Annotated in this window: 21 protein-coding genes and 1 pseudogene; 9 read left to right on the top strand and 13 right to left on the bottom strand. The window is 72.4% G+C overall.

From position 1 onward, the window contains the following. Positions 1-17: 17 nt before the first annotated feature. From AB0B57_RS33715 to AB0B57_RS33700, 4 genes are all read right to left on the bottom strand, one after another. Entirely contained in the window at positions 18-1,949 is a 1,932-nt protein-coding gene (locus tag AB0B57_RS33715; RefSeq protein WP_357079365.1) for an NADH-quinone oxidoreductase subunit L, read from the bottom strand. Next, positions 1,946-2,308 (bottom strand): NADH-quinone oxidoreductase subunit NuoK, encoded by a 363-nt coding sequence (gene nuoK / locus AB0B57_RS33710; RefSeq protein ID WP_357079362.1) that lies wholly within the window; start codon positions 2,306-2,308, stop codon positions 1,946-1,948. The genes AB0B57_RS33715 and nuoK overlap by 4 nt, the downstream gene beginning before the upstream one ends. After that, positions 2,305-2,868 (bottom strand): NADH-quinone oxidoreductase subunit J, encoded by a 564-nt coding sequence (locus AB0B57_RS33705; protein ID WP_357079359.1) that lies wholly within the window; start codon positions 2,866-2,868, stop codon positions 2,305-2,307. The genes nuoK and AB0B57_RS33705 overlap by 4 nt, the downstream gene beginning before the upstream one ends. A gap of 61 nt (positions 2,869-2,929) precedes the next feature. Then, complete coding sequence (locus AB0B57_RS33700; protein WP_357079356.1) at positions 2,930-3,547, bottom strand: NADH-quinone oxidoreductase subunit I; 618 nt, start codon at positions 3,545-3,547, stop codon at positions 2,930-2,932. A 95-nt stretch (positions 3,548-3,642) separates the two neighbouring features. Here AB0B57_RS33700 and AB0B57_RS33695 point away from each other — a divergent pair, with 95 nt between their 5' ends. Then, positions 3,643-4,218 (top strand): Uma2 family endonuclease, encoded by a 576-nt coding sequence (locus AB0B57_RS33695; RefSeq protein WP_357079354.1) that lies wholly within the window; start codon positions 3,643-3,645, stop codon positions 4,216-4,218. On the opposite strand, the gene AB0B57_RS33690 is transcribed toward AB0B57_RS33695, so the two are convergent. After that, entirely contained in the window at positions 4,199-4,624 is a 426-nt protein-coding gene (locus AB0B57_RS33690; protein ID WP_357079350.1) for an ester cyclase, read from the bottom strand. The genes AB0B57_RS33695 and AB0B57_RS33690 overlap by 20 nt on opposite strands. Positions 4,625-4,703: 79 nt before the next feature. On the opposite strand from AB0B57_RS33690, the gene AB0B57_RS33685 reads away from it, so the two are divergent. Beyond that, positions 4,704-5,723 (top strand): glutathione S-transferase C-terminal domain-containing protein, encoded by a 1,020-nt coding sequence (locus AB0B57_RS33685; protein ID WP_357079347.1) that lies wholly within the window; start codon positions 4,704-4,706, stop codon positions 5,721-5,723. Between the two features lie 172 nt (positions 5,724-5,895). Here AB0B57_RS33685 and AB0B57_RS33680 read toward each other — a convergent pair whose 3' ends face one another. Together AB0B57_RS33680 and AB0B57_RS33675 are read right to left on the bottom strand one after the other, a co-directional pair. Continuing rightward, positions 5,896-6,858: a complex I subunit 1 family protein gene (locus AB0B57_RS33680; protein ID WP_357079344.1), complete on the bottom strand. Its 963-nt coding sequence runs from the start codon at positions 6,856-6,858 to the stop codon at positions 5,896-5,898. Between the two features lie 392 nt (positions 6,859-7,250). Continuing rightward, positions 7,251-7,817: pseudogene (locus AB0B57_RS33675) on the bottom strand (NADH-quinone oxidoreductase subunit C); the annotation flags it as partial. A gap of 149 nt (positions 7,818-7,966) precedes the next feature. On the opposite strand from AB0B57_RS33675, the gene AB0B57_RS33670 reads away from it, so the two are divergent. Continuing rightward, on the top strand, positions 7,967-9,013 hold the full coding sequence (locus tag AB0B57_RS33670; protein WP_357079341.1) for a glucose 1-dehydrogenase: 1,047 nt from the start codon (positions 7,967-7,969) through the stop codon (positions 9,011-9,013). A gap of 16 nt (positions 9,014-9,029) precedes the next feature. Here the strand turns inward: AB0B57_RS33670 and AB0B57_RS33665 are convergent, their stop codons facing one another. Then, positions 9,030-10,346, bottom strand: coding sequence for a DUF2252 domain-containing protein (locus AB0B57_RS33665; RefSeq protein WP_357079339.1), 1,317 nt, complete (start codon positions 10,344-10,346; stop codon positions 9,030-9,032). A 314-nt stretch (positions 10,347-10,660) separates the two neighbouring features. After that, entirely contained in the window at positions 10,661-11,242 is a 582-nt protein-coding gene (locus AB0B57_RS33660; protein WP_357079336.1) for an NADH-quinone oxidoreductase subunit B family protein, read from the bottom strand. A 220-nt stretch (positions 11,243-11,462) separates the two neighbouring features. Here AB0B57_RS33660 and AB0B57_RS33655 point away from each other — a divergent pair, with 220 nt between their 5' ends. Beyond that, positions 11,463-11,999 carry a SigE family RNA polymerase sigma factor gene (locus AB0B57_RS33655; RefSeq protein ID WP_357079492.1) on the top strand — a complete coding sequence of 179 codons (537 nt, stop codon included), beginning with the start codon at positions 11,463-11,465 and terminating at the stop codon, positions 11,997-11,999. Then, entirely contained in the window at positions 11,992-13,200 is a 1,209-nt protein-coding gene (locus tag AB0B57_RS33650) for a hypothetical protein (RefSeq protein ID WP_357079333.1), read from the top strand. Before AB0B57_RS33655 ends, AB0B57_RS33650 begins: the two co-directional genes overlap by 8 nt. Positions 13,201-13,254: 54 nt before the next feature. On the opposite strand, the gene AB0B57_RS33645 is transcribed toward AB0B57_RS33650, so the two are convergent. Then, positions 13,255-14,727: an aminotransferase class V-fold PLP-dependent enzyme gene (locus tag AB0B57_RS33645; protein WP_357079330.1), complete on the bottom strand. Its 1,473-nt coding sequence runs from the start codon at positions 14,725-14,727 to the stop codon at positions 13,255-13,257. A 27-nt stretch (positions 14,728-14,754) separates the two neighbouring features. Next, entirely contained in the window at positions 14,755-16,146 is a 1,392-nt protein-coding gene (locus AB0B57_RS33640; RefSeq protein WP_357079327.1) for an MFS transporter, read from the bottom strand. Between the two features lie 184 nt (positions 16,147-16,330). Here AB0B57_RS33640 and AB0B57_RS33635 point away from each other — a divergent pair, with 184 nt between their 5' ends. Together AB0B57_RS33635 and AB0B57_RS33630 are read left to right on the top strand one after the other, a co-directional pair. Next, positions 16,331-16,894 carry a SigE family RNA polymerase sigma factor gene (locus AB0B57_RS33635; protein ID WP_357079324.1) on the top strand — a complete coding sequence of 188 codons (564 nt, stop codon included), beginning with the start codon at positions 16,331-16,333 and terminating at the stop codon, positions 16,892-16,894. Then, positions 16,887-18,107 (top strand): hypothetical protein, encoded by a 1,221-nt coding sequence (locus AB0B57_RS33630; RefSeq protein WP_357079321.1) that lies wholly within the window; start codon positions 16,887-16,889, stop codon positions 18,105-18,107. The genes AB0B57_RS33635 and AB0B57_RS33630 overlap by 8 nt, the downstream gene beginning before the upstream one ends. A 124-nt stretch (positions 18,108-18,231) precedes the next feature. On the opposite strand, the gene AB0B57_RS33625 is transcribed toward AB0B57_RS33630, so the two are convergent. Beyond that, on the bottom strand, positions 18,232-18,546 hold the full coding sequence (locus tag AB0B57_RS33625) for an MGMT family protein (protein WP_357079319.1): 315 nt from the start codon (positions 18,544-18,546) through the stop codon (positions 18,232-18,234). Positions 18,547-18,607: 61 nt separating this feature from the next. On the opposite strand from AB0B57_RS33625, the gene proB reads away from it, so the two are divergent. After that, positions 18,608-19,717 (top strand): glutamate 5-kinase, encoded by a 1,110-nt coding sequence (proB, locus tag AB0B57_RS33620; protein WP_357079316.1) that lies wholly within the window; start codon positions 18,608-18,610, stop codon positions 19,715-19,717. A gap of 90 nt (positions 19,718-19,807) precedes the next feature. Next, positions 19,808-21,049 (top strand): glutamate-5-semialdehyde dehydrogenase, encoded by a 1,242-nt coding sequence (locus tag AB0B57_RS33615; protein WP_357079312.1) that lies wholly within the window; start codon positions 19,808-19,810, stop codon positions 21,047-21,049. 20 nt (positions 21,050-21,069) lie between these two features. Here AB0B57_RS33615 and AB0B57_RS33610 read toward each other — a convergent pair whose 3' ends face one another. Continuing rightward, positions 21,070-21,897: a prenyltransferase/squalene oxidase repeat-containing protein gene (locus AB0B57_RS33610; protein WP_357079490.1), complete on the bottom strand. Its 828-nt coding sequence runs from the start codon at positions 21,895-21,897 to the stop codon at positions 21,070-21,072. Positions 21,898-22,048: the final 151 nt, after the last annotated feature.

Here is a 22,048-nt window from a genome sequence, read left to right as displayed (position 1 = left end):
CGGCTCACTCCTCGCGCTCACTGGACCACTCCGATCACGGCGGCGGCCAGCCCGATCAGCAGGGCACCGGCCAACACGCCGGCGGCGGCCCGGGGCAGCGCCGCCCGGTGCAGCGCGGCCAGCCCGGCACCCAGGCCGGTCGCGGCCCGTCCGCTGCCCTCGACGGCACCGTCCACCACCACCTCGTCACCGGCGCGCACGACGCGGGCCAGCGCGCGGACGGGGCGTACCACAAGGGTGTGCTGGACGTCGTCGAGCCGGAACGCGCGGGCGAAGACCGGCCGCAACGGACCCAGCGCGACCGCCGGGTCGGCAGTCGGGTCCCGACGCCAGCCCAGCGTGACCAGCCCCGCGCCGACCAGCAGCAACGCCAGCGGCAGCAGCACGGCCGGCCCCACGTGGACCAGGCCGTCCTCGGAACCGGCCACCGGGACTGTCGGAAACCGCAGCCGGTCGGCGAACGCCCCGACGAACCCGACCAGACCGAGCAACGCGGCCGGCACGGTGAGCAGCAGCACCGGCCAGCGCAGCACCGCGGGCGGGTCGTGCGGCCGGACCAGCGGCAGGCGTGGAGCACCGAAGAAGGCGCGCAGGAGCAGCCGGCCGGCGTACCAGGCGGTGATCGCCACGCCGACCAACCCGGCGACCCAGACGATCCAGCCCACCCACGACGGTGCCGGGCCGGTGCCCTCCAACGCGGCGGCCTCGGCCACCGTGAGGACGCCGTCCTTGCTCCAGAATCCGGCGAGCGGCGGCACCCCGGCCAGCGCACCCAGGCCCACCACGGTGCACCAGAACGTCACAGGCATGCTGCGGCGCAGCCCGCCCATCTCCGACATCAGGGTGGTGCCCACGGCGTGGATCACCGCGCCGGCGGCGAGGAACAGCAACGCCTTGAACGCGGCGTGGGTGAGCAGGTGGAACAACGCGGCCGACGGTGAGCCGACCGCCAGCGCGCCGGTCATGTAGCCCAACTGGGACACCGTCGACCAGGCCAGCACCCGTTTGATGTCGTCCTGAGCGGTGGCGGCGAGCGCGCCGAGCAGCAGCGTGATCGCGCCGAGCACCCCGAGCACGGTCAGCGTCACCGGCGCGGCCGTGAACAGCGGGTAGAGGCGGGCCACGGCGTACACCCCGGCGGCGACCATCGTCGCCGCGTGGATCAGCGCGGAGATCGGCGTCGGGCCGGCCATCGCGTCCGGCAGCCAGGTGTGCAGCGGGAACTGCGCGCTCTTACCGGCCACCCCGGCGAGCAACAGCAGGCCGGCGGCGGTCAACGTCGCGGTGGAGTGGTCGTGGGCGAGCACGTCGGCGATCCGGAAACTGCCCGTCGACACGCCCAGCAGCGCGATGCCGAGCAGGAACCCGACGTCACCGACCCGGGTCACCAGGAACGCCTTCATCGCGGCGGCCGGCGCGCCGGGCAGTCGGCGGTCGTGGGCGATGAGCAGGTACGAGCAGAGGCCCATCACCTCCCAGCCGACCAACAGCATGAGCAGGTCACCGGCGACCACCACCAGCAGCATGGCACCGGTGAAGAGGCTGATCTGCGCGGCGTACGGCGGATAGCGGTGGTCGACGTCGACCTCGTCGTGCGGACCGCGCCGCAGGTAGCCGATCGAGTAGACCTGCACGGCCAGGGCGACAGCCGTGACCGCCACCGCGACAAGCGCGGCGGCACCGTCCAGCCGGACGCCGAGCGTCACCGCCAACCCGCCGACGTCGACCCAGGTGCTCGACGTCTCGGTGGACCCGTCGACGGTGAGCAGCAGCGCGACGGCCAACGCCAGCGCGCCGGCCGCACCGGTGACACCGAGCGTCGTGGCGATCGTCCGGGCCCGGTCGCCGCCGGTCGCGCCGGTGCGCCGAGGCGCCGGCGGCAGCAGCAGGCCGGCCAGGCCGGCGACCAACGGTACGGCGGGCAGTAGCGCCCCGAGCAGCCCGGTCACCGGCCAGCCTCCGTGTTCTGGACGGTCGGCTCGCGCCCGCCGACGGGGTGCGCCGGCTCGGTCAGCGGCACGTCGTCCACCGCGACGGTGGCCCGCAGCCGGTAGAGCTGCAGGACGATCGCCAGCCCCACCCCGATCTCGGCGGCGGCGAGGACGATCACGAACAGCGCGAAGACCTGCCCCGAGTGCGGCAGCACGGCGCGGGCGGTGGTGTCCGCGGTGACCAGGATCAGGTTGACCGCGTTGAGCATCAGCTCGACGGACATCAGCACCAGCACGGCGTTGCGCCGGCGCAGCACGCCATACACGCCGAGGCCGAACAGCAGCGCGGCGGTGACGTACGGGATGACCGGCCTCACCGGCGGCCCCCGGTGCTGACGTCGACCCCGGGCCGATCGGCGGTGGGAGCCGCGCCGGGGCCAGCACGGCCGATGTCCGGCCGGGACAGCACGATCGCGCCCACCAGGGCGGACAGCAGCAGCACCGAGAGCACCTCGAACGGCAGCACCCAGGACTGGAAGATCTGCTCACCCAGCCGCTCGGCGGTGCCCGCGTCCGGCAGCGCGACGGTGCTCCAGCGGTACGCGTCGACGAGCAGAACGGTCAGCCCCAGCCCGGCACCGCCACCGATCAGGGCGGCCGGCCAGCCCGGCCGGTCCAGGTCGTCGGAGGCACCGATCGGGGCCCGGGTCAGCATCACCGCGAACAGCAGCAGGACCACCACCGCGCCCACGTAGATCAGCACCTGCACCCAGGCCACCAACTCGGCACTGAGCACCAGGAAGTCACCGGCCAGCGCGCCCAGGCACACCACCAGGTATAGACCCGCCCGGACCAGGTGCTTCGTGGTCACCACCAGCACGCCAGCACCGACCGCCACCGCGCCGAGGGCGAGCAGCAACACGTCCGCGCCGGTCACCGGGCGGCCTCTCCGACCCGGGTCGCTTCTCCGGCTCGGGTCGCTTCTCCGGCTCGGGCGGTCACGACGCGGGGTCCTGGTCGGCGTCGGGGCGTACCGATGGAGGAGCCGGACGCGCGGCGGCGGCCTTGCGGGCGGCGGCGGTCTCCTCCTTGGCCGGCTCCCCGTTCGGGTCGTGCGCCGGTGGCGCCGGGACGGTGGCCATCCACTGGCCGAGGTGCTCCTTGTCGTGCAGCAGGTCCTTGATGTCGTACTCGGCGTACTCGAACTCGGGAGACCAGTAGAGCGCGTCGAACGGGCAGACCTCGATGCAGATGCCGCAGTACATGCAGAGCGAGAAGTCGATGTCGAACTTGTCGAGCACGTTGCGCTGCCGGGGACGGGCGGCGCCGGGCACCACCACCTCCTCCTTGTGCGAGTCGATGTAGATGCACCAGTCCGGACACTCCCGGGCACAGAGCATGCAGACCGTGCAGTTCTCCTCCGACAGCGCGATCACGCCACGCGAGCGGGGCGGCAGGTCGGGGGCCACGTCCGGGTACTGCTGGGTGGTGGAGCGGCTGGTCATCGTCTTGAGGGTGACCGCCAGCCCCTTTACCAGGCCCGCACCGGGCAGGCCGCGCGCGCTGGTGGCGCCGGGCGGGTCGCCGTGCTCGCTGGGGTCGGTCATGTCGACCATCCTGCCCTGTGGCCCCGGCGCGCGCGACCACCACCCACAGGTCCAGGGCGGTACCGTGGTCGTGGGGAGAACGAAAGCACCTGGAAGGACCTGCCATGACCGCCGCGCTGCAGAGCGACTACCCGCCCGAGAGCGAGTGGACGACTGACGACCTGGATGCGCTGCCCGAGGATGGTCGCCGCCGGGAACTGCTCGATGGAGTGCTGCTGATGTCCCCCTCCTCCACCCGTACCCACCAGACCATCGCTGGCCACCTGATGGCCGCGCTCGACGAGGACTGCCCCGACGGCTACGACGTGACCCAGGGCGTCGAGGTGCGGATCAACCGCACCCGGTCCTTCATCCCCGACGTGCTGATCACCACGGCCACCGCAGCGGCTCGCGAGCCGTCGAAGTACGAGCCGCACGAGGTGGTCCTTGCCATCGAGATCGTCTCACCCAACACCCGCTCCATCGACCGGGTGTTGAAGCCGGCGCTGTACGCCCAGGCCGGCATCCCCTTCTACTGGCGGATCGAGACCGAGGGTGGCGCGTTGGAGGTCGTGACCTACCGGATCGACGCGGTGAACGAGGTCTACGCCGAGACCGGGCGGTGGACGAAGTTCGTCGACACCGGCGAGCCCTTTCCGATCAACCTGCCGATCAGCCGGATCACGCCCCGCGTCCGCTGACGGCCGGTGGGAGCATCTCGACGCCGAGCTGTTGCAGCAACTGGAACAGCTCGGTGCAGCTCCACACCTCGACGATCCGACCCGTCGGGTCGAAGCGCAGGAACGACGCACCGGAGTAGCTGACCACCTGCCCGGTCGGCGGTACCGGCCCGAACTGCCCGGCGTGCGTGCCGGCGGCCCGCCAGTGCACGGCCACCCGCTCCCCGGCCGCCACCACGTCCACGATCTTGTAGCGCAGGTCCGGGAAGGCCGCCCGTCGCTCCCGGTGCCAGGCCAGCGTCGCCTCCGGGCCGGTGCCGCCCAGCCCCGGGCACTCCGCGGCGATCAACTCGTACGCGGACTCCTCCCGGCGGGCGTTCCACACGTCGGTGACGAACCGCCGCGCCGCCGCCTCCACATCCGTCATGCCGGCAGGGTATCCGGCGTCGCTGAGCAGTAGATCCGTAAGGATGGGGTAGAGACACTGACCGGACCGGGAGGGTGACGTGGGCGAGGAACCAGGCGGTAAGTACGTCGAGCCGGGCGGCGAGTTCACCCGCGACCAGCGGTACATCGCCACCCGGATCACCGAGGACGGGCGCGACGGCTACCCGGTGGAGCCGGGCCGGTACCGGCTGGCGGTCAGCCGCGCCTGCCCGTGGGCCAACCGCCTGATCATCGTGCGCCGACTGCTCGGCCTGGAGGACGCCATCTCGATGGCGATCGCCGGGCCGACCCACGACGCCCGGAGCTGGACCTTCGACCTCGACCCGGACGGCCGGGACCCGGTGCTCGGCATCGAGCGCATCCAGGAGGCGTACTTCAAGCGCTTCCCCGGCTACGAGCGCGGCATCACCGTCCCGGCGATCGTCGACGTGCCGACCGGGCAGGTGGTGACCAACGACTACGCGCAGATGAGTCTGGACCTGTCCACGCAGTGGCGGGCATACCACCGCGAGGGCGCCCCGCAGCTCTACCCCGAGCACCTGCGGGAGCAGATCGACGAGGTCAACGACGTGGTCTTCCGGGACGTCAACAACGGCGTCTACCGGTGCGGGTTCGCCGGCAACCAGGAGGCGTACGACAAGGCGTACCACCGGCTCTTCGACCGGCTGGACTGGTTGACCGAGCGGCTGACCGACCAGCGTTACCTGGTCGGCGACACCATCACCGAGGCCGACGTGCGGCTGTTCACCACGCTGGTCCGCTTCGACCCGGTCTACCACGGCCACTTCAAGTGCAACCGGCAGAAGCTCAGTGAGATGCCGGTGCTGTGGGCGTACGCCCGGGACCTGTTCCAGACTCCCGGCTTCGGCGACACCATCGACTTCGATCACATCAAGCGGCACTACTACGAGGTGCACCGCGACATCAACCCGACCGGGATCGTGCCGCTCGGCCCCGACCTGTCCAACTGGGTCACCCCACACGGCAGGGAAGCGCTGGGTGGCCGCCCCTTCGGCGAAGGCACCCCACCCCCACCCCCACCCGAGCCGGTAAACCCGGCCCACACCCCGCTGCGCTGACCGGGCCGCCCTCGCCCAGCCCGTCGATCATGGAGTTGTGGTGGGTGACAAGTCGGTGTTTTCTGCTACATTCCGGGCACCACAACTCCATGATCGACGCGAAGCAGGCGGGGCGAAGGCGGGCGGGGCGGGCGGGGCGGGCGGGGCGGGCGGGGCGGGCGGGGCGGGGCTGTTACAGGGCGATGCGGACTGCTGCGGTGAGGACCAGCTGTGCCAGGGAGGCCGGCACCAGCACCAGCCAGCAGAGGCGCTGGAGCTGGTCCTCGCGGAGTCGGGGATAGGACACCCGCAGCCAGATGATCACGAAGGACACCGCGAAGATCTTGAGCAGCGTCCAGAGCCAGCCCAACTGATCGTCGGCGAACGGGCCCTGCCACCCACCGAGGAACAGCACGGTGGTCAGCGCGGCGATCACCACGATGCCGACGTACTCGGCCAACAGGAAGAACGCGAAGCGCAGACCCGTGTATTCGGTCATGTAGCCGAAGACCAGCTCCGAGTCGGCCACCGGCATGTCGAACGGCGGCCGCCGGATCTCAGCCAGCCCGGCGACGAAGAAGACGATCATCGCGGGTGCCTGCCAGAGCAGCCACCACGGCTGCCACGCCTCGACGATCCCGGAGAGGCTGAGCGTGCCCGCCGCCATCGCCACCGACGCGGCGGCCAGCACCAGCGGCAGCTCGTAACCGAGCAACTGGGCGGCACCCCGCAGCCCACCGAGCAGGCTGTACTTGTTGGCCGACGCCCACGCCGACATCAGCACCGCCACCACACCGACACCGACCACGGCCAGCACGAAGAACAGGCCGATGTCCAACGGTTGCCCGACCAGGTCGTTCGGGCCGAGCGGGATGACCAGCAGCACCAGCAGGTAGGGCACCAGGGCCACCACCGGGGCCAGCCGGAACACCGCACGGTCGGCCTCGCGCGGGGTCACGTCCTCCTTCTGCACGAACTTGACCCCGTCCGCGACCAACTGGGCCCAGCCGTGGAATCCGCCCGCGTACATCGGGCCGAGCCGGCCCTGCATGTGCGCCATCACCTTGTGCTCGGCCTGGCCGACAAGCAACGGCAGGGTGAGGAACGCGACAAGCACGCCACCCACCCGCAGCACCAGCTCCACCCAGAGCGGCATCAGGCCGTACCCCCGTCGTCGTCGGTGCGGCCGTCCCGGGCCGACGGGTCCGCGACCGGACCCGACCCCGCCCGGTCCGCCGAGCCGCCCCCGTCAGCAGGCACGGCCGGGCCGTCGACGGGCGCAGCCGGACCGTCGACGGGCGCAGCCGGACCGTCAGCGGGCGCGGGCCGCGCCGGTGCGGCCGGGCCGTCAGCAGGCGCAGCCGGACCGTCAGCGGGCGCGGGCCGCGCCGGTGCGGCCGGACCGTTGTCACCCGCGGCAGACCGGGGAGTACGCGCCGGACGGGTCCCCGGGGCGGGCCGCGCCGGACGGTCACCGGCCGGTCGGGCCGGGGTGCCGCCGCGCGGGCCCTCCCCCACGCCGCCGGCGCCGGCCGGGGTGGGTGTGGTCCCCCACTCGCCCGGAGCGGGAACGCCCGGCGGGCGGATCGGTCGGCGTCCGCCACCGGCCTCGGACTCGCCCGGCTCCTTCGCGCCCGGCCAGGGCTTCGCCACCCGGGAGGCGAGCACGAACTCCTTGCGCAGCGGATGGCCCTCGAACTCCGGTGGCAGCAACAGCGGCAGCAACTCCCCGTGGCCGGCGAAGTCGATGCCGAACATCTCGTGTGTCTCCCGCTCGTGCCAGGCGGCACCCGGATAGATGTCGATCACCGAGGCGACGGTGGGCGCGCCGCGCGGCAGCCTGGTGCGCAGCAGTACACCGTGCCGCAGTCGCGTCGACCAGAGGTGCGCCACCACGTCGAAGCCGTCGGTCAACTCGTCGACAGCGGAGAGCCAGTCGAAGAAGTCGCAGGCCAGCTCGGTGTCGTCGCGGGCGGCGCGGACGGCGGTCAGCCAGCTCTCCGGCGGCACGTCGACGGTGGCGCGGGCGAACCGTTGCCCGCCGGAGACCGACGGGGTCACCGCGACCGGCGCGAGCAGCGCGACCAGCCGAGCGCCGACCTCTTCGGGAGTCATGCCGCTGATCTTAGGGCCTGTTTCACAAGAACTGGCCGGCCTGCGGTGGGCCCGGGCGACGACCGGCGGTGCCGCCGACACCGAGGCAGACGCCAGATGATCTGCCGGCTTTGGGCGCGGCGCAGCCCCTGGAGGGGAAAGATGAGGGCGTGCGCGCTGTGACTGTGAAACCCGGGGTCGCCAACTCGCTGAGCCTCGTCGAGGATCGGCCGGAGCCACCTGCCGAGGAGGGCTCAGTCCTGGTCGAGGCGTTGGCCGTCGGCATCTGCGGCACGGATCACGAGATCATCGCCGGGGCGTACGGCGAGGCGCCGCCGGGTGCGGACCGCCTGGTCATCGGGCACGAGTCGCTGGGCCGGGTGATCGAGGATGCCAGCGGCACCCTGCAACCCGGTGACCTGGTGGCCGGGATCGTCCGGCATCCCGACCCGGTCCCCTGCCCCAACTGTGCGGTCGGCGAGTGGGACATGTGTCGCAACGGTCGGTACACCGAGCACGGCATCAAGGCGCTACCCGGGTTCGCCCGGGACCGCTGGCGGATCGAGCCCCAGTTCGCGGTCAAACTCGACCCGGCGCTGGCCCAGGTCGGCGTGCTGTTGGAGCCGACGAGCGTGGTGGCGAAGGCCTGGGACCACATCGAGCGGATCGGGCACCGGGCCGAGTGGCAGCCGCGGACCGTCCTGGTGACCGGGGCCGGGCCGATCGGGCTGCTGGCCGCGTTGCTCGGCACCCAGCGCGGGCTCACCGTGCACGTGCTGGACCGGGCCACCGACGGGCCGAAGCCGGAGCTGGTCGCCGGGCTCGGTGCCACCTACCACGCGGTGCCGGTCAACGACCTGCCCTTCGAGCCGGACGTGGTGATCGAGTGCACGGGTGCGCCCACGGTGGTCCTCGACGTCATGTGCAAGGCGGCCCCGACCGGGATCGTGTGCCTGGCCGGGGTGTCCAGCGGGGGCCGGAGCATCGACTTCGACGCCGGTGCGCTCAACCGGGCGCTGGTGTTGGAGAACAACGTGGTGTTCGGCTCGGTGAACGCCAACCGGCGGCACTGGAACATGGCCGCGCAGGCGCTCGCCCGCGCGGACCAGGTCTGGCTCGAGTCGCTGATCACCCGGCGGGTGCCGGTGAACCGGTACGCCGACGCGTACACCCCCGGGCCGGACGACATCAAGGTGGTGCTGGAGTTCGCGTCCTGAGTGGCGCCCCGCCCGCTCAGATGCCGGGCAGCCGGCCGTTGCGGAACAGGTCGACGAAGAGCTGGTGGTCCTGCCGGGCGCGCACCCCGTACGCATGGGCGAAGTCCACCAGGTGGGCGACGAAGCCGGGCTCGTCGTTGTCCACCGCGGCCACGATCGCCTCCTCGGTGGAGTAGTCCACCAGGTCGTGACTGGACTCGTCGTCGGCGACCGAGTGCATCCGGGCCACCGCCCGGCCCAGGTCGACGAGCACTCCGGACAACTCGTCCGGCTCGTTCACGTCCGACCAGTCCAGGTCCGCCGCGTACGGGGACACCTCGGCGACGAGCTGCCCTGCCCCGTCCAGCTCGGTGAAACCCAGCCACGGGTCGGCGTGCGCCTGCAACGCCCGCTGCGACTCGGCGGTCCGGTGCCCCTGGTGCTGGAAGTAACCGCGGACCGACTCGTCGGTGACGTACCGCGCCACGGCCGGCACCTGCGCCTGCTTCATGTAGATGACGACGTCGTTCTCCAGGGCCTGGGTGTGCCCCTCCAGCAACAGGTTGTACGACGGCAGCCCGGCCGAGCCGATGCCCACGCCCTTGCGCAACACGACGTCCTTGATCCGCGCCGCCACCGGCCGGAGCTGCGTCGAGGCGGCCGGCAGGGTGCCCAGGTAGTCCTGGAAGGCGGCGCGTACCCGGTCCCGGGTGGCGTCGTCGATCTCGAAGACCCCGTCACCGACGGAGAACCGCCGCTCGTAGTTGTCGATGGTGGTCTGCGCGGCCAGCAGGTCGACGCGGGTGTTGAGCCGGGCCTGCTGGAGCACCCGGCGCAGGACGCCGTCGGCGTTCTCCAGGGTGATCGAGCCGATCGCGTCGTCGCCGCCGGCGGCGATGGCCCGCAGCTCGGTCAGGTACGACCGGGCGAAGCCGGCGACCAGGTCCCCGATCGCCGTGTCGGAGAGGGCCTTGCCGTAGCCGAGCAACGCCACGCTGGCCGCGAGCCGGCGCAGGTCCCAGGTGAACGGCCCGACGTACGCCTCGTCGAAGTCGTTGACGTTGAACACGAGTTGCCCGGACGCGTTCATGTAGGTGCCGAAGTTCTCCGCGTGCAGGTCACCGTGGATCCACACCCGGCTGGTCCGCTCGTCGAGGAACCGGTCGTCGGCGAAGTCGCCGAGTTGGTCGGCGTAGAACAGGGCGGCGCTGCCCCGGTAGAAGGCGAACGGCGAGGCCGCCATCTTGCGGAACTTCCGGCGGAAGGCGGCCGGGTCGATCGCCATGGACGCACCGAACTCCTCGGTGAGCACGTCGACGATGTGGGCGGACCGCTGATCCACTGAGCTGCTCATGATGCGCAGGCTAGCCCTGCCCGGCCACCCCGTACGTCGGACGACCGCTTTGCCTCCGCGGCCGACGGGTTGACCCGAGCGGCGACGGGGTATCGCATCGCGGGTTTTGGATCAAGGCGAATTGACTGTCACGCAAGGGCAACCAAACCGTGGGTTCGCTCACGTCTATCTGGTAGCCGGCGCGTTCCGCACCGACTGCCGTCACGGGAGGACAAGACTTGGGTTCGGACAGATCACACTTGTCGCGCGACCAACAGGTAGCGAGCGCACGGCCGACCTCCGCCCGGATTCTCCCGGGTGGCGGTGGGTCGCCGTCAGGTCGCGGTGGGTGGGCGTACCGGTGCGGCGGTGAGGGAGTCGACGGAGCGCGGGGCGGCGGCCTCGCGAGGTGGGGCGTCCAGCGGGGCGGCCAGCAGATCCCGTTGCGGCACACCGCCAAGGCCGGACTGCTCGGCGGCGATCTTCTCCTGCAGACGCAGGATGCCGTGCAGCAGGGCCTCCGGCCGGGGTGGGCAGCCGGGCACGTAGACGTCGACCGGGATGAGCTGGTCGACGCCCTTGGTCACCGAGTACGAGTCCCAGTAGGGGCCGCCGCAGTTGGAGCAGGCGCCGAACGAGATGACGTACTTCGGCTCGGGCATCTGGTCGTAGAGCCGCTTGATCGCCGGAGCCATCTTGTCGGTCACCGTGCCGGACACCACCATCAGGTCGGCCTGGCGGGGGCCGTGGGCGAACGGGATCACGCCGAGCCGGATGAAGTCGTGCCGGCCCATGCTGGTGGCGATGAACTCGATCGCGCAGCAGGCCAGACCGAAGTTGAACACCCAGAGCGAGTAGCGGCGGCCCCAGTTCAGCACGAACCGGATCGGCTCACCGAGCACTCCCGGTAGCTGCACGAGCGCCCCCTCTCCTCATCGACAGTGAATCACAGGCGACGTCCTCGCGGTCCGGCGGTGACCAGCCCGAGCGCGCGACCCAGTGTCCCGGACCAGACAACGAATCGACGCCAACCGACGTGCAACCCGCCGTCACACCCACAGGTGTGACTGGTGCCGGCGAACGCACCGCTGGTGGCCACCACGGGGAGGACGAGTGCTTGTGACGAGAGACGTGCGGGTGGGTGGACGCCCACCGGACCCAGCGGAAAGCACCACCTCCACGTCGGCAGAGCTGGTCTTCGACGACTTCTACCACGCCCACTTCCGGGGACTCGTGGTGCAGCTGACCGCGTACACGGGTGACCGTGGGCAGGCGCAGGACCTGGTTCAGGAGGCGTTCTGCCGGGCGTACGCTCGCTGGGACCGGATCGTCGGATACGAGGACCCCCTGGCCTGGGTACGCAAGGTCGCCTGGAATCTCGGGCACAACCGCTGGCGGCGACTGCGCACCGCCCAGACGTGGCTGCTGCGACAGCGGGAGACCCATGTCGCGGAGCCCAGCCCGGACCGGGTGGCTCTCGAATCCGCGTTGGCGACGTTGCCACCGAAGCAGCGGCGAGCAGTCGTTCTGCACTACCTCGCCGATCTGACGGTCGCGGAGATCGCCGCCCAGGAACAGGTCGCCGAGGGAACGGTCAAGTCCTGGCTACATCGGGGCCGGGCCGCACTCGCCAGCCAGCTACGCGACACCAACGAGGAGGTGCGGGATGTCTGAGCAGGAGGCCCTTGGCCTGGCCGAAGAGTTCGCCCGCTACCGCCGTACCGTGCTGGAGGAGGTCGAGGTGCCCGGGCCCGCCGCCGTCCGGCGGACGGTGCGCGGCCGCGGCCGTCGCCGGTGGGTGGCCACCACCGGGACGGCGCTCGCGCTGTTCGGCGGGTCGGCCCTCGGGTACGCGGCGATGAACGGGCCCGACCACCGGCCGGGTCCGGTCGAGCCGACGCCGACCAACTCGCCGGCACCCACACCGAGTGGCCCGCAGAGCCCGACCCTTAGCCCTTCCGCGCCAAGCGGCAGCCCCACCCCCGGGGTGCCCGATGGGCGATTCAGCAGGTCACAGTTGCTCGGCGCGTCGGTGACGCTGCCCGCGTGGCGGGCCGGGCGCGGCTGCCCGACGTCGGGGGTACGGATCTCCGGCGAGAACCGCGAGGGCGTCAACTGGCTCGTGGCACTCGACCACGGCGACGTCGACGGGGACGGGGCGGTGGAGACGGTGGCGCTCGTGCAGTGCGCGCTCGGCACCGGTGGCCCGATGCAGGTGGTCGCCTTCGACCGGGACGAAGCGGGAAAGGTCGTGACGCTCGGCCGCGTGGTCGCGACCACCATCGACAAGCCGCAGTGGCTGTTCGCACTCGACGTCGTGGACGACGGCACGGTCCGGGTGCAGGTCGGCGACATCGCCCCCGGGGGTGGCTGGAACGCCAAGTGGTCACAACGGCAGTGGCGCGGCTACCGCTGGAAGGATGGTGCCTTCACCCAGGTCTCCGGGCCGACGAGCTTCGGTCCGAACCCGAATCTGGCGGATGTCTCGGTCACCACCGGCGACCTCGTGCTGAGAGTTGCGGACGACGGTTCCCGGACGGGTACGGCCACGGTGCGGATCCGCAACCGGGGCACGGGCCCGGTCGCCAACCTGGCGCTGCGGTTGGGCGTGCCCGCGGTGGTGCGCGCGGACGTCGACGGGTGGGAAAGGTGCTCGGGTGTCCCCGAGACCATCGACCCGATCGTCTGCGGTCTGGGTCAGCTCGCCGCCGGGGCGGAGATACGGCTGGACCTGGACTTCCATGTGTTCAAGGGGGACACGGTGAGCACGGACAAGGCGGACGTGGAGGTCCAGCCGATGGACGGCGAACGTGACGTTCTGCCGGACGTCAGCAGAGCCGACAACCTGGTGCAGATGAAGATCGTCTACGGCTGACGGTCGCCGGCCGCGTCGTACGCCACGGGGCGTACGACGCGGCCGGGCTCCGGGTCACCAGGCGGGACGTTGCAGCAGCCCGACGAACTCGACCAGCAGCCGTTCCCGCAGCGCCGGCGCAGCGGCGTCCAGCAGCGTGTTCACCAGCGCCATCCGGTCCGGCGTCGGCGCGTCCCCACCACCGAGTCCGAGCCCGCCGGCGAGCCCGGCGACCAGGTCCGGCGTGAGCGCGTCCGGCGTCAGCGACGTCGCCAACGCCACCAGCTCGGGCGGGAGGGCCACCGGACCGGCCGCGCGCGCGGCAGTCACCGCGGCGGCCAGGTCCGGCCCGAACTCGGCCACCCGGGGCGCGACCGAGGCGGTCACCGTGAGGTGCACGCTGGCCGGCAGCCCGGCGTACGACAGTTGGGGTTGGGTGTGCCAGCCACGCGCGGTCAGCTCGTCGACGAGCACGAACAGGTCGGGGCCGCCCTCGGTGGCGGTGAAGCAGACCACCGTGGACTCGGGCTCGGCCATCAGCCGCAGCCCGTCGACCGCCCGGACCGCGTCGGCCAGGCCGGCGACCGCGTCCCGGGTACGGGCGGCCAGCCGCAGGTAGCCGTCGTCGCCGAGGTGTCGCACTGTCGCGTACGCGGCGGCGATCGGCCCGCCCGACCGGGTGGACGCGATCACCGGGTTGATCATCGTGTAGCCGGGCCAGTCCGCGAACGCGAAGTACTGCGGGGCGCGCAGTCGGGCGTCGCGGTGCAGCAGCACCGACACCCCCTTCGGCGCGTACGCGTACTTGTGCAGGTCCACCGAGATGGACGTGACCCCACCGACGGCGAAGTCGAACGCCGGCACCGGCTCGCCGAGGCGGCGCAGGTAGGGCAGGGTCCAGCCGCCGAAGCAGGCGTCCACGTGGCAGCGCACCCCGGCGTCGGCCGCCGCGGCGGCGATCTCGGCGACCGGGTCCACCACCCCGTGCGCGTACGACGGCGCGGAGCACGCGACAAGCACCGTCTCCGGGCGGATCGCGGCGGCCATCGCGGCCGGGTCGGGGCGCAGCGTGTCCGGGGACACCGGCACGACGTCCAGCGCCACCCGCAGGTAGTGCGCCGCCTTGGCGAACGCGGCGTGGGCGGTCGACGGCACCACTATCCGGGGTGCGGTGATCTCCGGGTGCGCGTCCCGGGCCGTCTTGACGGCGAGGATCAGCGACTCGGTGCCGCCGCTGGTGACGCTGCCGACGACGTCCGGGGCGGTGGTGCCCGGGCCGGCGCCGAGCACGCGGCCGGCGGCGGCGACGAGCGCGTTCTCCATGGCCAGCAGTGAGGGGAAGGCGGTCGGGTCCAGCCCGTTGACGTGCGCGCTCTCCCGGTGGGCGGCGGCAGTCAGCTCGTCCAGCCCCGACACCGCCGAGTCGTAGACGTACGCGAACAGTTGCCCCCCGTGGGTCGGCCGGTCCCCGGCGCGCAACTGCCGAATCTCGGAGAGCGCGACGTCAGCGGCAATCCCGGGAGGCAAGACCCTGCTCTCGTCGATCATGGAGTTATGGTGCCCTTCTCGTGACTGTCAACGGCTTTCGTCCCCCACCACAACTCCATGATCGACCCCACTGTGGCGGGGGGTGGCGGCCAGGACGGCGGGGGTCAGGGTGTAGTGGCGCAGGAGGAGGACGGGTGGGGCCACCAGCAGGGCTGGGATCAGCGTGAAGCCGAGGAGGACACCAAGTCTCGCCGTGTCGGACTGGGCGGCTGCCGAGCCGGTGTCGGAGGAGACGTAGCCGCCGAGCTGCAGCACCAGCCCGTAGATGCCCGGCCCGAGCGCCAGGCCGAGGGTCTCCCCGGCGGTCCACAGGCCGGTGAAGACACCCGCCTGCCGTCGACCGGTGCGCGCCGTGTCGTACGCGATGCAGTCCGGCAGCATCGCCAGCGCGAAGACCTGCTGTCCGGCGTACCCGACGCCGATCACCGCCACCACCAGGTAGACCGCGACCGGGGGCAGCACCGGCGCGGCGACCAGGGCCAGCGCCCCGGCGGCGAGGAGCAGCGAGCCGATCACCAGCGCGGCGCGCTTGCCCAGCCGGGCACCGACCCGCGTCCAGAGCGGCATCACCAGCAGTGCCGGCCCGACGAAGCAGACGAAGAGCAGGGTCGGCCCGCTCTGCTCGTCGCGCAGGATCTGCGCCGCGAAGTAGTTGACCCCGGCCAGGATCGTCGCCACCCCGGCGGACTGCACCACGAAGCAGATCAGCAGCGCCCGGAACGGGCGGTTGGCGCCGGCCACGGCGAGTTGGGCGCGCAGGGTCGGCTCGCTGTCGCCCGCCGTGCCGGTGGGCGCGGCCCGGGTGCCGAGGAACGCGCCGAGGGCACCGAGGGCGATCAGCACCGCCACGAACAGCCCCATCCACCGGTGCCCGGCCACGCCGTCGCCACCGGCGGTCACCACCAGCGGAGCGATCGCGCCGGAGACCAGGATGGCCAGCGCCAGCACCGCGATCCGCCAGGTCATCAACCGGGTGCGCTCGGCGTAGTCGTCGGTCAGCTCGGCCGGCATCGCCACGTACGGCACCTGGAAGAAGGCGAACGCGGTGGCGGTGAGCAGGAAGGCGAACGCCACGTACGCGGCGGCGGCCGGCCCGTTGCCGAACGGCGCCGCGAAGATCGACGCGAACAGGACGGCGAGCGCGAGGCCGCCGACGAGCAGGTACGGCCGACGGGCACCCCAGGGCGAGCGGGTGCGGTCGGAGATCCGCCCGGCGACCGGGTTGACCAGCACGTCCCACGCCTTGGGGAGCAGCACCAGCAGGGCGGCCAGCCCGGCTGCCACACCGAGCGTGTCGGTCAGGTAGGGCAGCAGCAGCAGACCGGGCACGGTGCCGAACGCGCCGGTGGCCAGGGAGCCGAGCGCATAGCCGGCGTGCACCCGTCGAGGCAGCGAGCCGGCGCCCGGCGGCGTTTTCATGGGGCCGAATATTACTCACGTTGCGGTGTCGGTCACATCCCCTCCTGCGGTGATCAACCTGCCGACCCGTCGCGGACATCCCAACAGTCAGGTTGCCGGCAGCGGGGCCCGCAACCACCTCCGCAGTCTCGGAGTGTTACCAGCGCCGAGGGCAGACCAGCCTGGCGGTGACGGGGGAGGGGCAGTGACGTCAACGATGGGAGCCCGCGCCAATGAGCCACCGGCGGTACGGACGGCCGGTTCGGCGGTCGAGAAGACGATCACTTTCGACGACTTCTACCACGCGCACTTCGGCAGCGTGACCGCCCAACTGTCGGCGTACACGGGAGATCTGGGCCACGCCCAGGACCTGGCCCAGGAGGCGTTCTACCGAGCGCTGGCCCGCTGGGACCGCCTGGTCCGCTACGACGACCCGGTGGCCTGGGTCCGCAAGGTCGCCTGGAACCTGGCGAACAGCCGCTGGCGACGCCTGCGTACCGCCCGGAACCACCTGCTGCGACAACGGCGCACCGAGGCCGAGGTGGCCGGGCCGACACCCGACCGGGTCGCCATCGACGCGGCGCTGGCGCAACTGCCGCCCAACCATCGCCGCGCGGTCATCCTGCACTACCTGGCCGACCTGTCGGTCAGCCAGATCGCCGTGCAGGAGGGGGTGGCCGAGGGCACCGTCAAGTCGTGGTTGCACCGCGGCCGGACCGCCCTGGCCGCGCTGCTCGACGAGAACACCGAGGGGGTACGCGATGTCTGACCTCGATCCGCTGCTGCGCGAGCGGCTCGGCGCGTACCGCAATGACGTGATCAGCCAGGTCGCCGGTCCCGGTCCCGACAAGGCCCGGCAGCTCCTGCGCCGACGCCGACGGATGACGGCGGCGGCCGTCGCGGCGGCTGTCGTCCTGGCGGTGACCCCCGTCGTCATCAACGCCGCGCTGCACCCCGACCGGACCCCGCCGGTGCCGGTGGAGTCCATCCCACCGACGGCCCCGTCCACGCCGGCACCGCCGACGCCCACGCCGCCCGGGTCTCCGTCGCAGTCGCCGACGCCCAGCGCCACCGCCCCGACCGGCCCGGACGGGCGAATCAGTCGGGCGCAACTGCTCGCCACACCTGTCGACCTGCCGAGTTGGCCGGCGGGCATGGCAGAGGGCGGCTGCACCACCTCGAACGTCCGGCTGAAGACCAACACCAAGCAGACCTACGTGTCGGAGCTGGCCGACGACGAGTTCGAGTACGGCGACGTCGACGGCGACGGCGCCGACGAGACCATCGCCGTCGTCGCCTGCCGGTACGGGGAAGCGTCGGCGAAGCAGGTGGTGGCCTTCGAGCGGAACTCCGACGACCGGATCGTCACGGTGGGCAGGGTGGTCCGGACCGACGACGACTTCACCGACGTCCTCGCCGCGGAGATCACCCCGACCGGTTCGGTGCGGGTGACGGTGGCCGACATCGTGCCGTGTTGCGAGGTCCCCAATTATCTCCGGCGGGAACAGGTACGGACGTACCGATGGGACGGGCAGCGGTTCGAGCAGACCGACGGCCCGACGAAGTTCGGCCCGGATCCCCGACTGACCAACCTGCGCCTGAGCATGACCCACGAGCTGGTCGACGTCCCCGGTACGGACGCCCGACGCAAACTCACCACGGTCTTCACGGTCACCAACGCCGGCCCGGTCGACGCGCCGCAGGTGGCGTTCCACAACATCGAGCACGGTGAACGGGCGGGTGGAGACTGGGCCCGGTGCAAACCGGGACGGCTGTCGGACACGACCGAACCAGGGTGTCTGCTACCCGGCGTGCCGGCTGGTGAGTCGCGCCGCTACACGTTCGTCCAACTGGTACCCGGCCAGCCGGGTGCCGACGCCTCCACCCGGAGTTTCCGCGTCGTGCACGGCGACGCCCAGGACCGCTCGTGGCCCGACCTCAAACCAGACGACAACGTGGTGGCGTCCCCCATCCGGCTCTGAACACCATCGAGGTGCCCCGTCCCGGGCCGGGGCGGGGCACCCGTCCTGCCCTGGGGACGGGCCGCAGGTCGACGAGCCGAGCGGTGTCGCTCGGGCGGCACCGCGTGCCCGACCACGCTGGTGGTCACGGCCGCTCGTCCGGCGACCAACCGGCCGCCGCGATGTCCACGCCCTCGCCGCGCAGCGGCGCCCCCTCGGCGCGCAGTCGGGCCCGCGCCTCCCGCTCGTGCCCCGGCGGCAGCCGACCGGCGGAGGTCACCACCCGGTGCCAGGGCACCGAGCCGCCATGGCGGGCCATGATGGTGCCCACCAACCGCGCGGAGGTGCGACCCGAGCGCTCGGCGAGCGCGTCGGCCACCGCGCCGTAGGACATCACCCGACCCTCCGGGATCCGCTCGACCAGGTCGAGCACCGCCTCGACGTACTCGTCAGGAGTCACAATCCGCCACCATATGGGAAGGCCGCCGGGCGGTACGGCCGTGACCACGCAGAATGGGCGGGTGCGCGACGCAGTCACGACGGCCCGGCGGGTCGTCGTCAAGATCGGATCCTCCTCGTTGACCACCGCCACCGGCGGGCTGGCGGACGAGCGCGTCGACACGCTCGTCGACACCCTCGGCCGGTTGGCAAGCGAGGGACGCGAGGTGGTGTTGGTCTCCTCCGGCGCGATCGCCGCCGGCCTCGCCCCACTCGGGCTGCCCCGACGCCCGCGCGACCTGGCCACCCAGCAGGCCGCCGCCAGCGTCGGGCAGGGCCTCCTGATCGGCCGGTACGCGGCCAGCTTCGCCCGGCACGGCCGCACCGTCGGGCAGGTGCTGCTCACCGTCGACGACGTGACCCGACGGGCGCACTACCGCAACGCGTACCGGACGCTGCGCAAGCTGCTCGACCTGGGTGCGGTGCCGATCGTCAACGAGAACGACACGGTCGCCACCCAGGAGATCCGGTTCGGCGACAACGACCGGCTGGCCGCCCTGGTGGCCGCGCTGGTGCACGCCGACCTGCTGGTGCTCCTCTCCGACGTGGACGCCCTCTGGACCGGCGACCCGGCCAACCCACACTCGACCCGGATCACCGAGGTCCGCGACGACGCGGACCTCACCGGGATCACCATCGGCGGGGCCGGCCGCTCCGGCGTCGGCACCGGCGGCATGGTGACCAAGGTCGAGGCCGCCCGGATCGCCACCGGCTTCGGCATCCCGGTGGTGCTCACCGCCGCCGACCTGGCCACCCGGGCGCTGGCCGGCGACCCGGTCGGCACCCTGTTCCATCCGCAGCGGCAACGCCCGACGGCCCGGCTGTTCTGGCTGGCGCACGCCACCTCGCCCCGGGGGCGGCTGCACCTCGACCCGGGCGCGGTGGCCGCCGTCGTCGGGCGGCGCAAGTCGCTGCTGCCGGCCGGCATCACCGCCGTCGACGGCACCTTCACGGCGGGCGACCCGGTGGACCTGGTCGACAACGCCGGCGCGTCGGTCGCCCGGGGGCTTGTCAACTACGACGCGGTGGAGTTGCCGGGGCTGCTCGGCCGGTCCACCTCCGAACTCGCCGCCGCCCTGGGCCCGGCGTACGAACGAGAGGTCGTCCACCGCGACGACCTCGTCCTGCTGTGAGGAGCGATCCATGAGTGAGCGCCAGCGAGCGAACCAGCAACTCGGGGCAGCGGTGCCCGCGGGCGGCCCGGGGCGCAGCGGAGTGCCGGCATGAGCGTGAGCGAGCAGGCCCGCCGGGCCCGGGACGCCGCCGCCGACCTGGCCACCGCCACCCGTACGGCGAAGGACGCCGCGCTGGCGGCGATGGCCGATGCGCTGGTGACGCGTACCCCGGAGATCCTGGCCGCGAACGAGACGGACCTGGCGGCCGGCCGGGAGGCCGGGCTGAGCGCGGCCGTGCTGGACCGGCTCGCCCTCGACGCGGCTCGGGTGGCCGGCATCGCCGACGCGCTGCGGCAGATGGCCGCGCTGCCCGACCCGGTCGGCGAGGTGGTCCGCGGCTCCACCCTGCCCAACGGGCTGGAGTTGCGCCAGATCCGGGTGCCGTTCGGGGTGGTCGGCATCATCTACGAGGCGCGGCCGAACGTGACGGTGGACGCCGCCGGGATCTGTCTGAAGTCCGGCAACGCGGCGCTGCTGCGCGGGTCGTCCTCGGCCGCGCACTCCAACGCGGCGCTGGTCGCGGTGCTGCGCGACGCGATCGCCGACGCCGGGCTCCCCGCCGACGCGGTGCAACTGCTCGACGCCAGCTCCCGCGACTCGGTCAAGGAGTTGATGCGCGCCCGAGGGCTCGTCGACGTGCTCATCCCGCGCGGCGGTGCGTCCCTGATCCGCACCGTGGTCGAGGAGTCGACAGTCCCGGTGATCGAGACCGGGGTGGGCAACTGCCACGTCTACGTCGACGCCGCCGCAGATGTGGCGCAGGCCCTCGCGGTGACGCTGAACGCCAAGACCCAGCGCCTGTCCACCTGCAACACCGCCGAGTCGCTGCTGGTGCACGCGGGCGTCGCCGACGCGTTCCTGCCGCCGATGCTCGCCGCGTTCGCCGAGGCCGGGGTGACCGTGCACGGCTCCCCCGAGGTCGCCGCCTACTCCACCGCCGTGGTCCCGGCCACCGAGGAGGACTACGCCACCGAATACCTGTCCGCCGACATCTCGGTCGCGGTGGTCGACTCGCTGGACGCGGCAGTCGCGCACATCCGCCGCTTCGGCACCGGACACACCGAGGCCATCCTCACCGACTCCGCGAGCGCGGCCCGCGAATTCGTCGCGCGGGTGGACTCGGCCGCGGTGATGGTGAACGCCTCGACCCGCTTCACCGACGGCGGCGAGTTCGGGTTCGGCGCGGAGATCGGCATCTCCACCCAGAAACTGCACGCCCGAGGCCCGATGGGCCTACCCGAGCTGACCAGCACCAAGTACGTCGTAACCGGAGAGGGCCACCTACGCTGAACCCGCCCCGCGGGGGTTGGTCAGGCTTGTGGGGTGGGGCGGGCGGCGCGGATCACGGACAGCGTGGCATGTACGTCGAACTGGTGGCCGTCGTCGCTCTCCCAGCCGCCGTCGGTGCGTTGCGTCTCGGTCAGCCGGCGTAACGCCCGCACCATGATCCAGTCCTGTGCGTCGATGCCGGCGCGGCGCAGTGTGGCCGCCAGCCACGCCACGTTGCCCGGGGACATCTTCGGCATCCGTTCGGCGAGCACCACCTGGATCCGCGCCGACTCCTGGAACATGTCCTGCCGGTGCAGCACCGCCGCGCTCAGCCAGCCGGCGGCCAGGAACGACGGCCAACTACCGTCCGGCCGCAGCCGCGCGACGAGCGAGTGGGCCGCCGCCTGCACCACCCCGGCGTACGCCCCACCGACCCGATGGTCGAGGGGACCCGAGGCGCGGGCGTCCAGACCGGCGACGGTGAGCCAGAAACCGGCGTTGGCCGACTGGAGGAAGCCAGCCTCCGGATCGCCGGGCCGAGCCCACTCCGGAGCCGAGTGGGCAAGCGACGCGTCCTCGTCCCAGCCACCGTCGGCCTGCTGCCGGGACGCCAACCAGTCGAGTGCGCGGCGAGCGGCCGGACGGCCGAGCGCGCCCAGGTCGTCCAGCTCGGCGAGCCGGAAGCAGGTGGCATCGATCGAGGCGACTTCGCCGCCCCAGGTGGCCGGCCAGCCGCCGTCGGCTGACTGCCCGACCTCGGCGATCTCCAGCAGCTCGACGGGCACGGCCGTGCCGTTGCGGAGCCAGGAGAGGCGGGCGCGCTCCACCGCGTCTCCGTGCGCCACGACGAACCCGATCGCGGCTTCCATGTCGACCACGACGGAGACGCTACCTGCGCAGACGCGATGCCGCCTCGGAGAATCGGCCAGCCCGGAGTGACTGCGTCGCTCCGGTCAGTGGGCTACTCGGCCTCACCCGCGTCGATTCGCCGGCTGCCCGGGGAGGGGCGCGGGCCCGGCC

The sequence above is a fragment of the Micromonospora sp. NPDC049101 genome, from assembly GCF_040648675.1.
Classification (GTDB): Bacteria; Actinomycetota; Actinomycetes; order Mycobacteriales; family Micromonosporaceae; genus Micromonospora.
Note: the sequence above shows the minus strand (reverse complement) of the source record. Positions and strands in the feature narration are given on the sequence as shown.

What these genes read in the sequence shown, in the direction of transcription:
- AB0B57_RS33700 (WP_357079356.1), bottom strand. Translation starts at nt 3,547, where the DNA reads ATGGTCGACATGACCGACCCCAGCGAGCACGGCGACCCGCCCGGCGCC.
- AB0B57_RS33695 (WP_357079354.1), top strand. Translation starts at nt 3,643, where the DNA reads ATGACCGCCGCGCTGCAGAGCGACTACCCGCCCGAGAGCGAGTGGACG.
- AB0B57_RS33690 (WP_357079350.1), bottom strand. Translation starts at nt 4,624, where the DNA reads ATGACGGATGTGGAGGCGGCGGCGCGGCGGTTCGTCACCGACGTGTGG.
- AB0B57_RS33680 (WP_357079344.1), bottom strand. Translation starts at nt 6,858, where the DNA reads ATGCCGCTCTGGGTGGAGCTGGTGCTGCGGGTGGGTGGCGTGCTTGTC.
- AB0B57_RS33665 (WP_357079339.1), bottom strand. Translation starts at nt 10,346, where the DNA reads ATGAGCAGCTCAGTGGATCAGCGGTCCGCCCACATCGTCGACGTGCTC.
- AB0B57_RS33650 (WP_357079333.1), top strand. Translation starts at nt 11,992, where the DNA reads ATGTCTGAGCAGGAGGCCCTTGGCCTGGCCGAAGAGTTCGCCCGCTAC.
- AB0B57_RS33645 (WP_357079330.1), bottom strand. Translation starts at nt 14,727, where the DNA reads ATGATCGACGAGAGCAGGGTCTTGCCTCCCGGGATTGCCGCTGACGTC.
- AB0B57_RS33640 (WP_357079327.1), bottom strand. Translation starts at nt 16,146, where the DNA reads ATGAAAACGCCGCCGGGCGCCGGCTCGCTGCCTCGACGGGTGCACGCC.
- AB0B57_RS33630 (WP_357079321.1), top strand. Translation starts at nt 16,887, where the DNA reads ATGTCTGACCTCGATCCGCTGCTGCGCGAGCGGCTCGGCGCGTACCGC.
- AB0B57_RS33615 (WP_357079312.1), top strand. Translation starts at nt 19,808, where the DNA reads ATGAGCGTGAGCGAGCAGGCCCGCCGGGCCCGGGACGCCGCCGCCGAC.
- AB0B57_RS33610 (WP_357079490.1), bottom strand. Translation starts at nt 21,897, where the DNA reads ATGGAAGCCGCGATCGGGTTCGTCGTGGCGCACGGAGACGCGGTGGAG.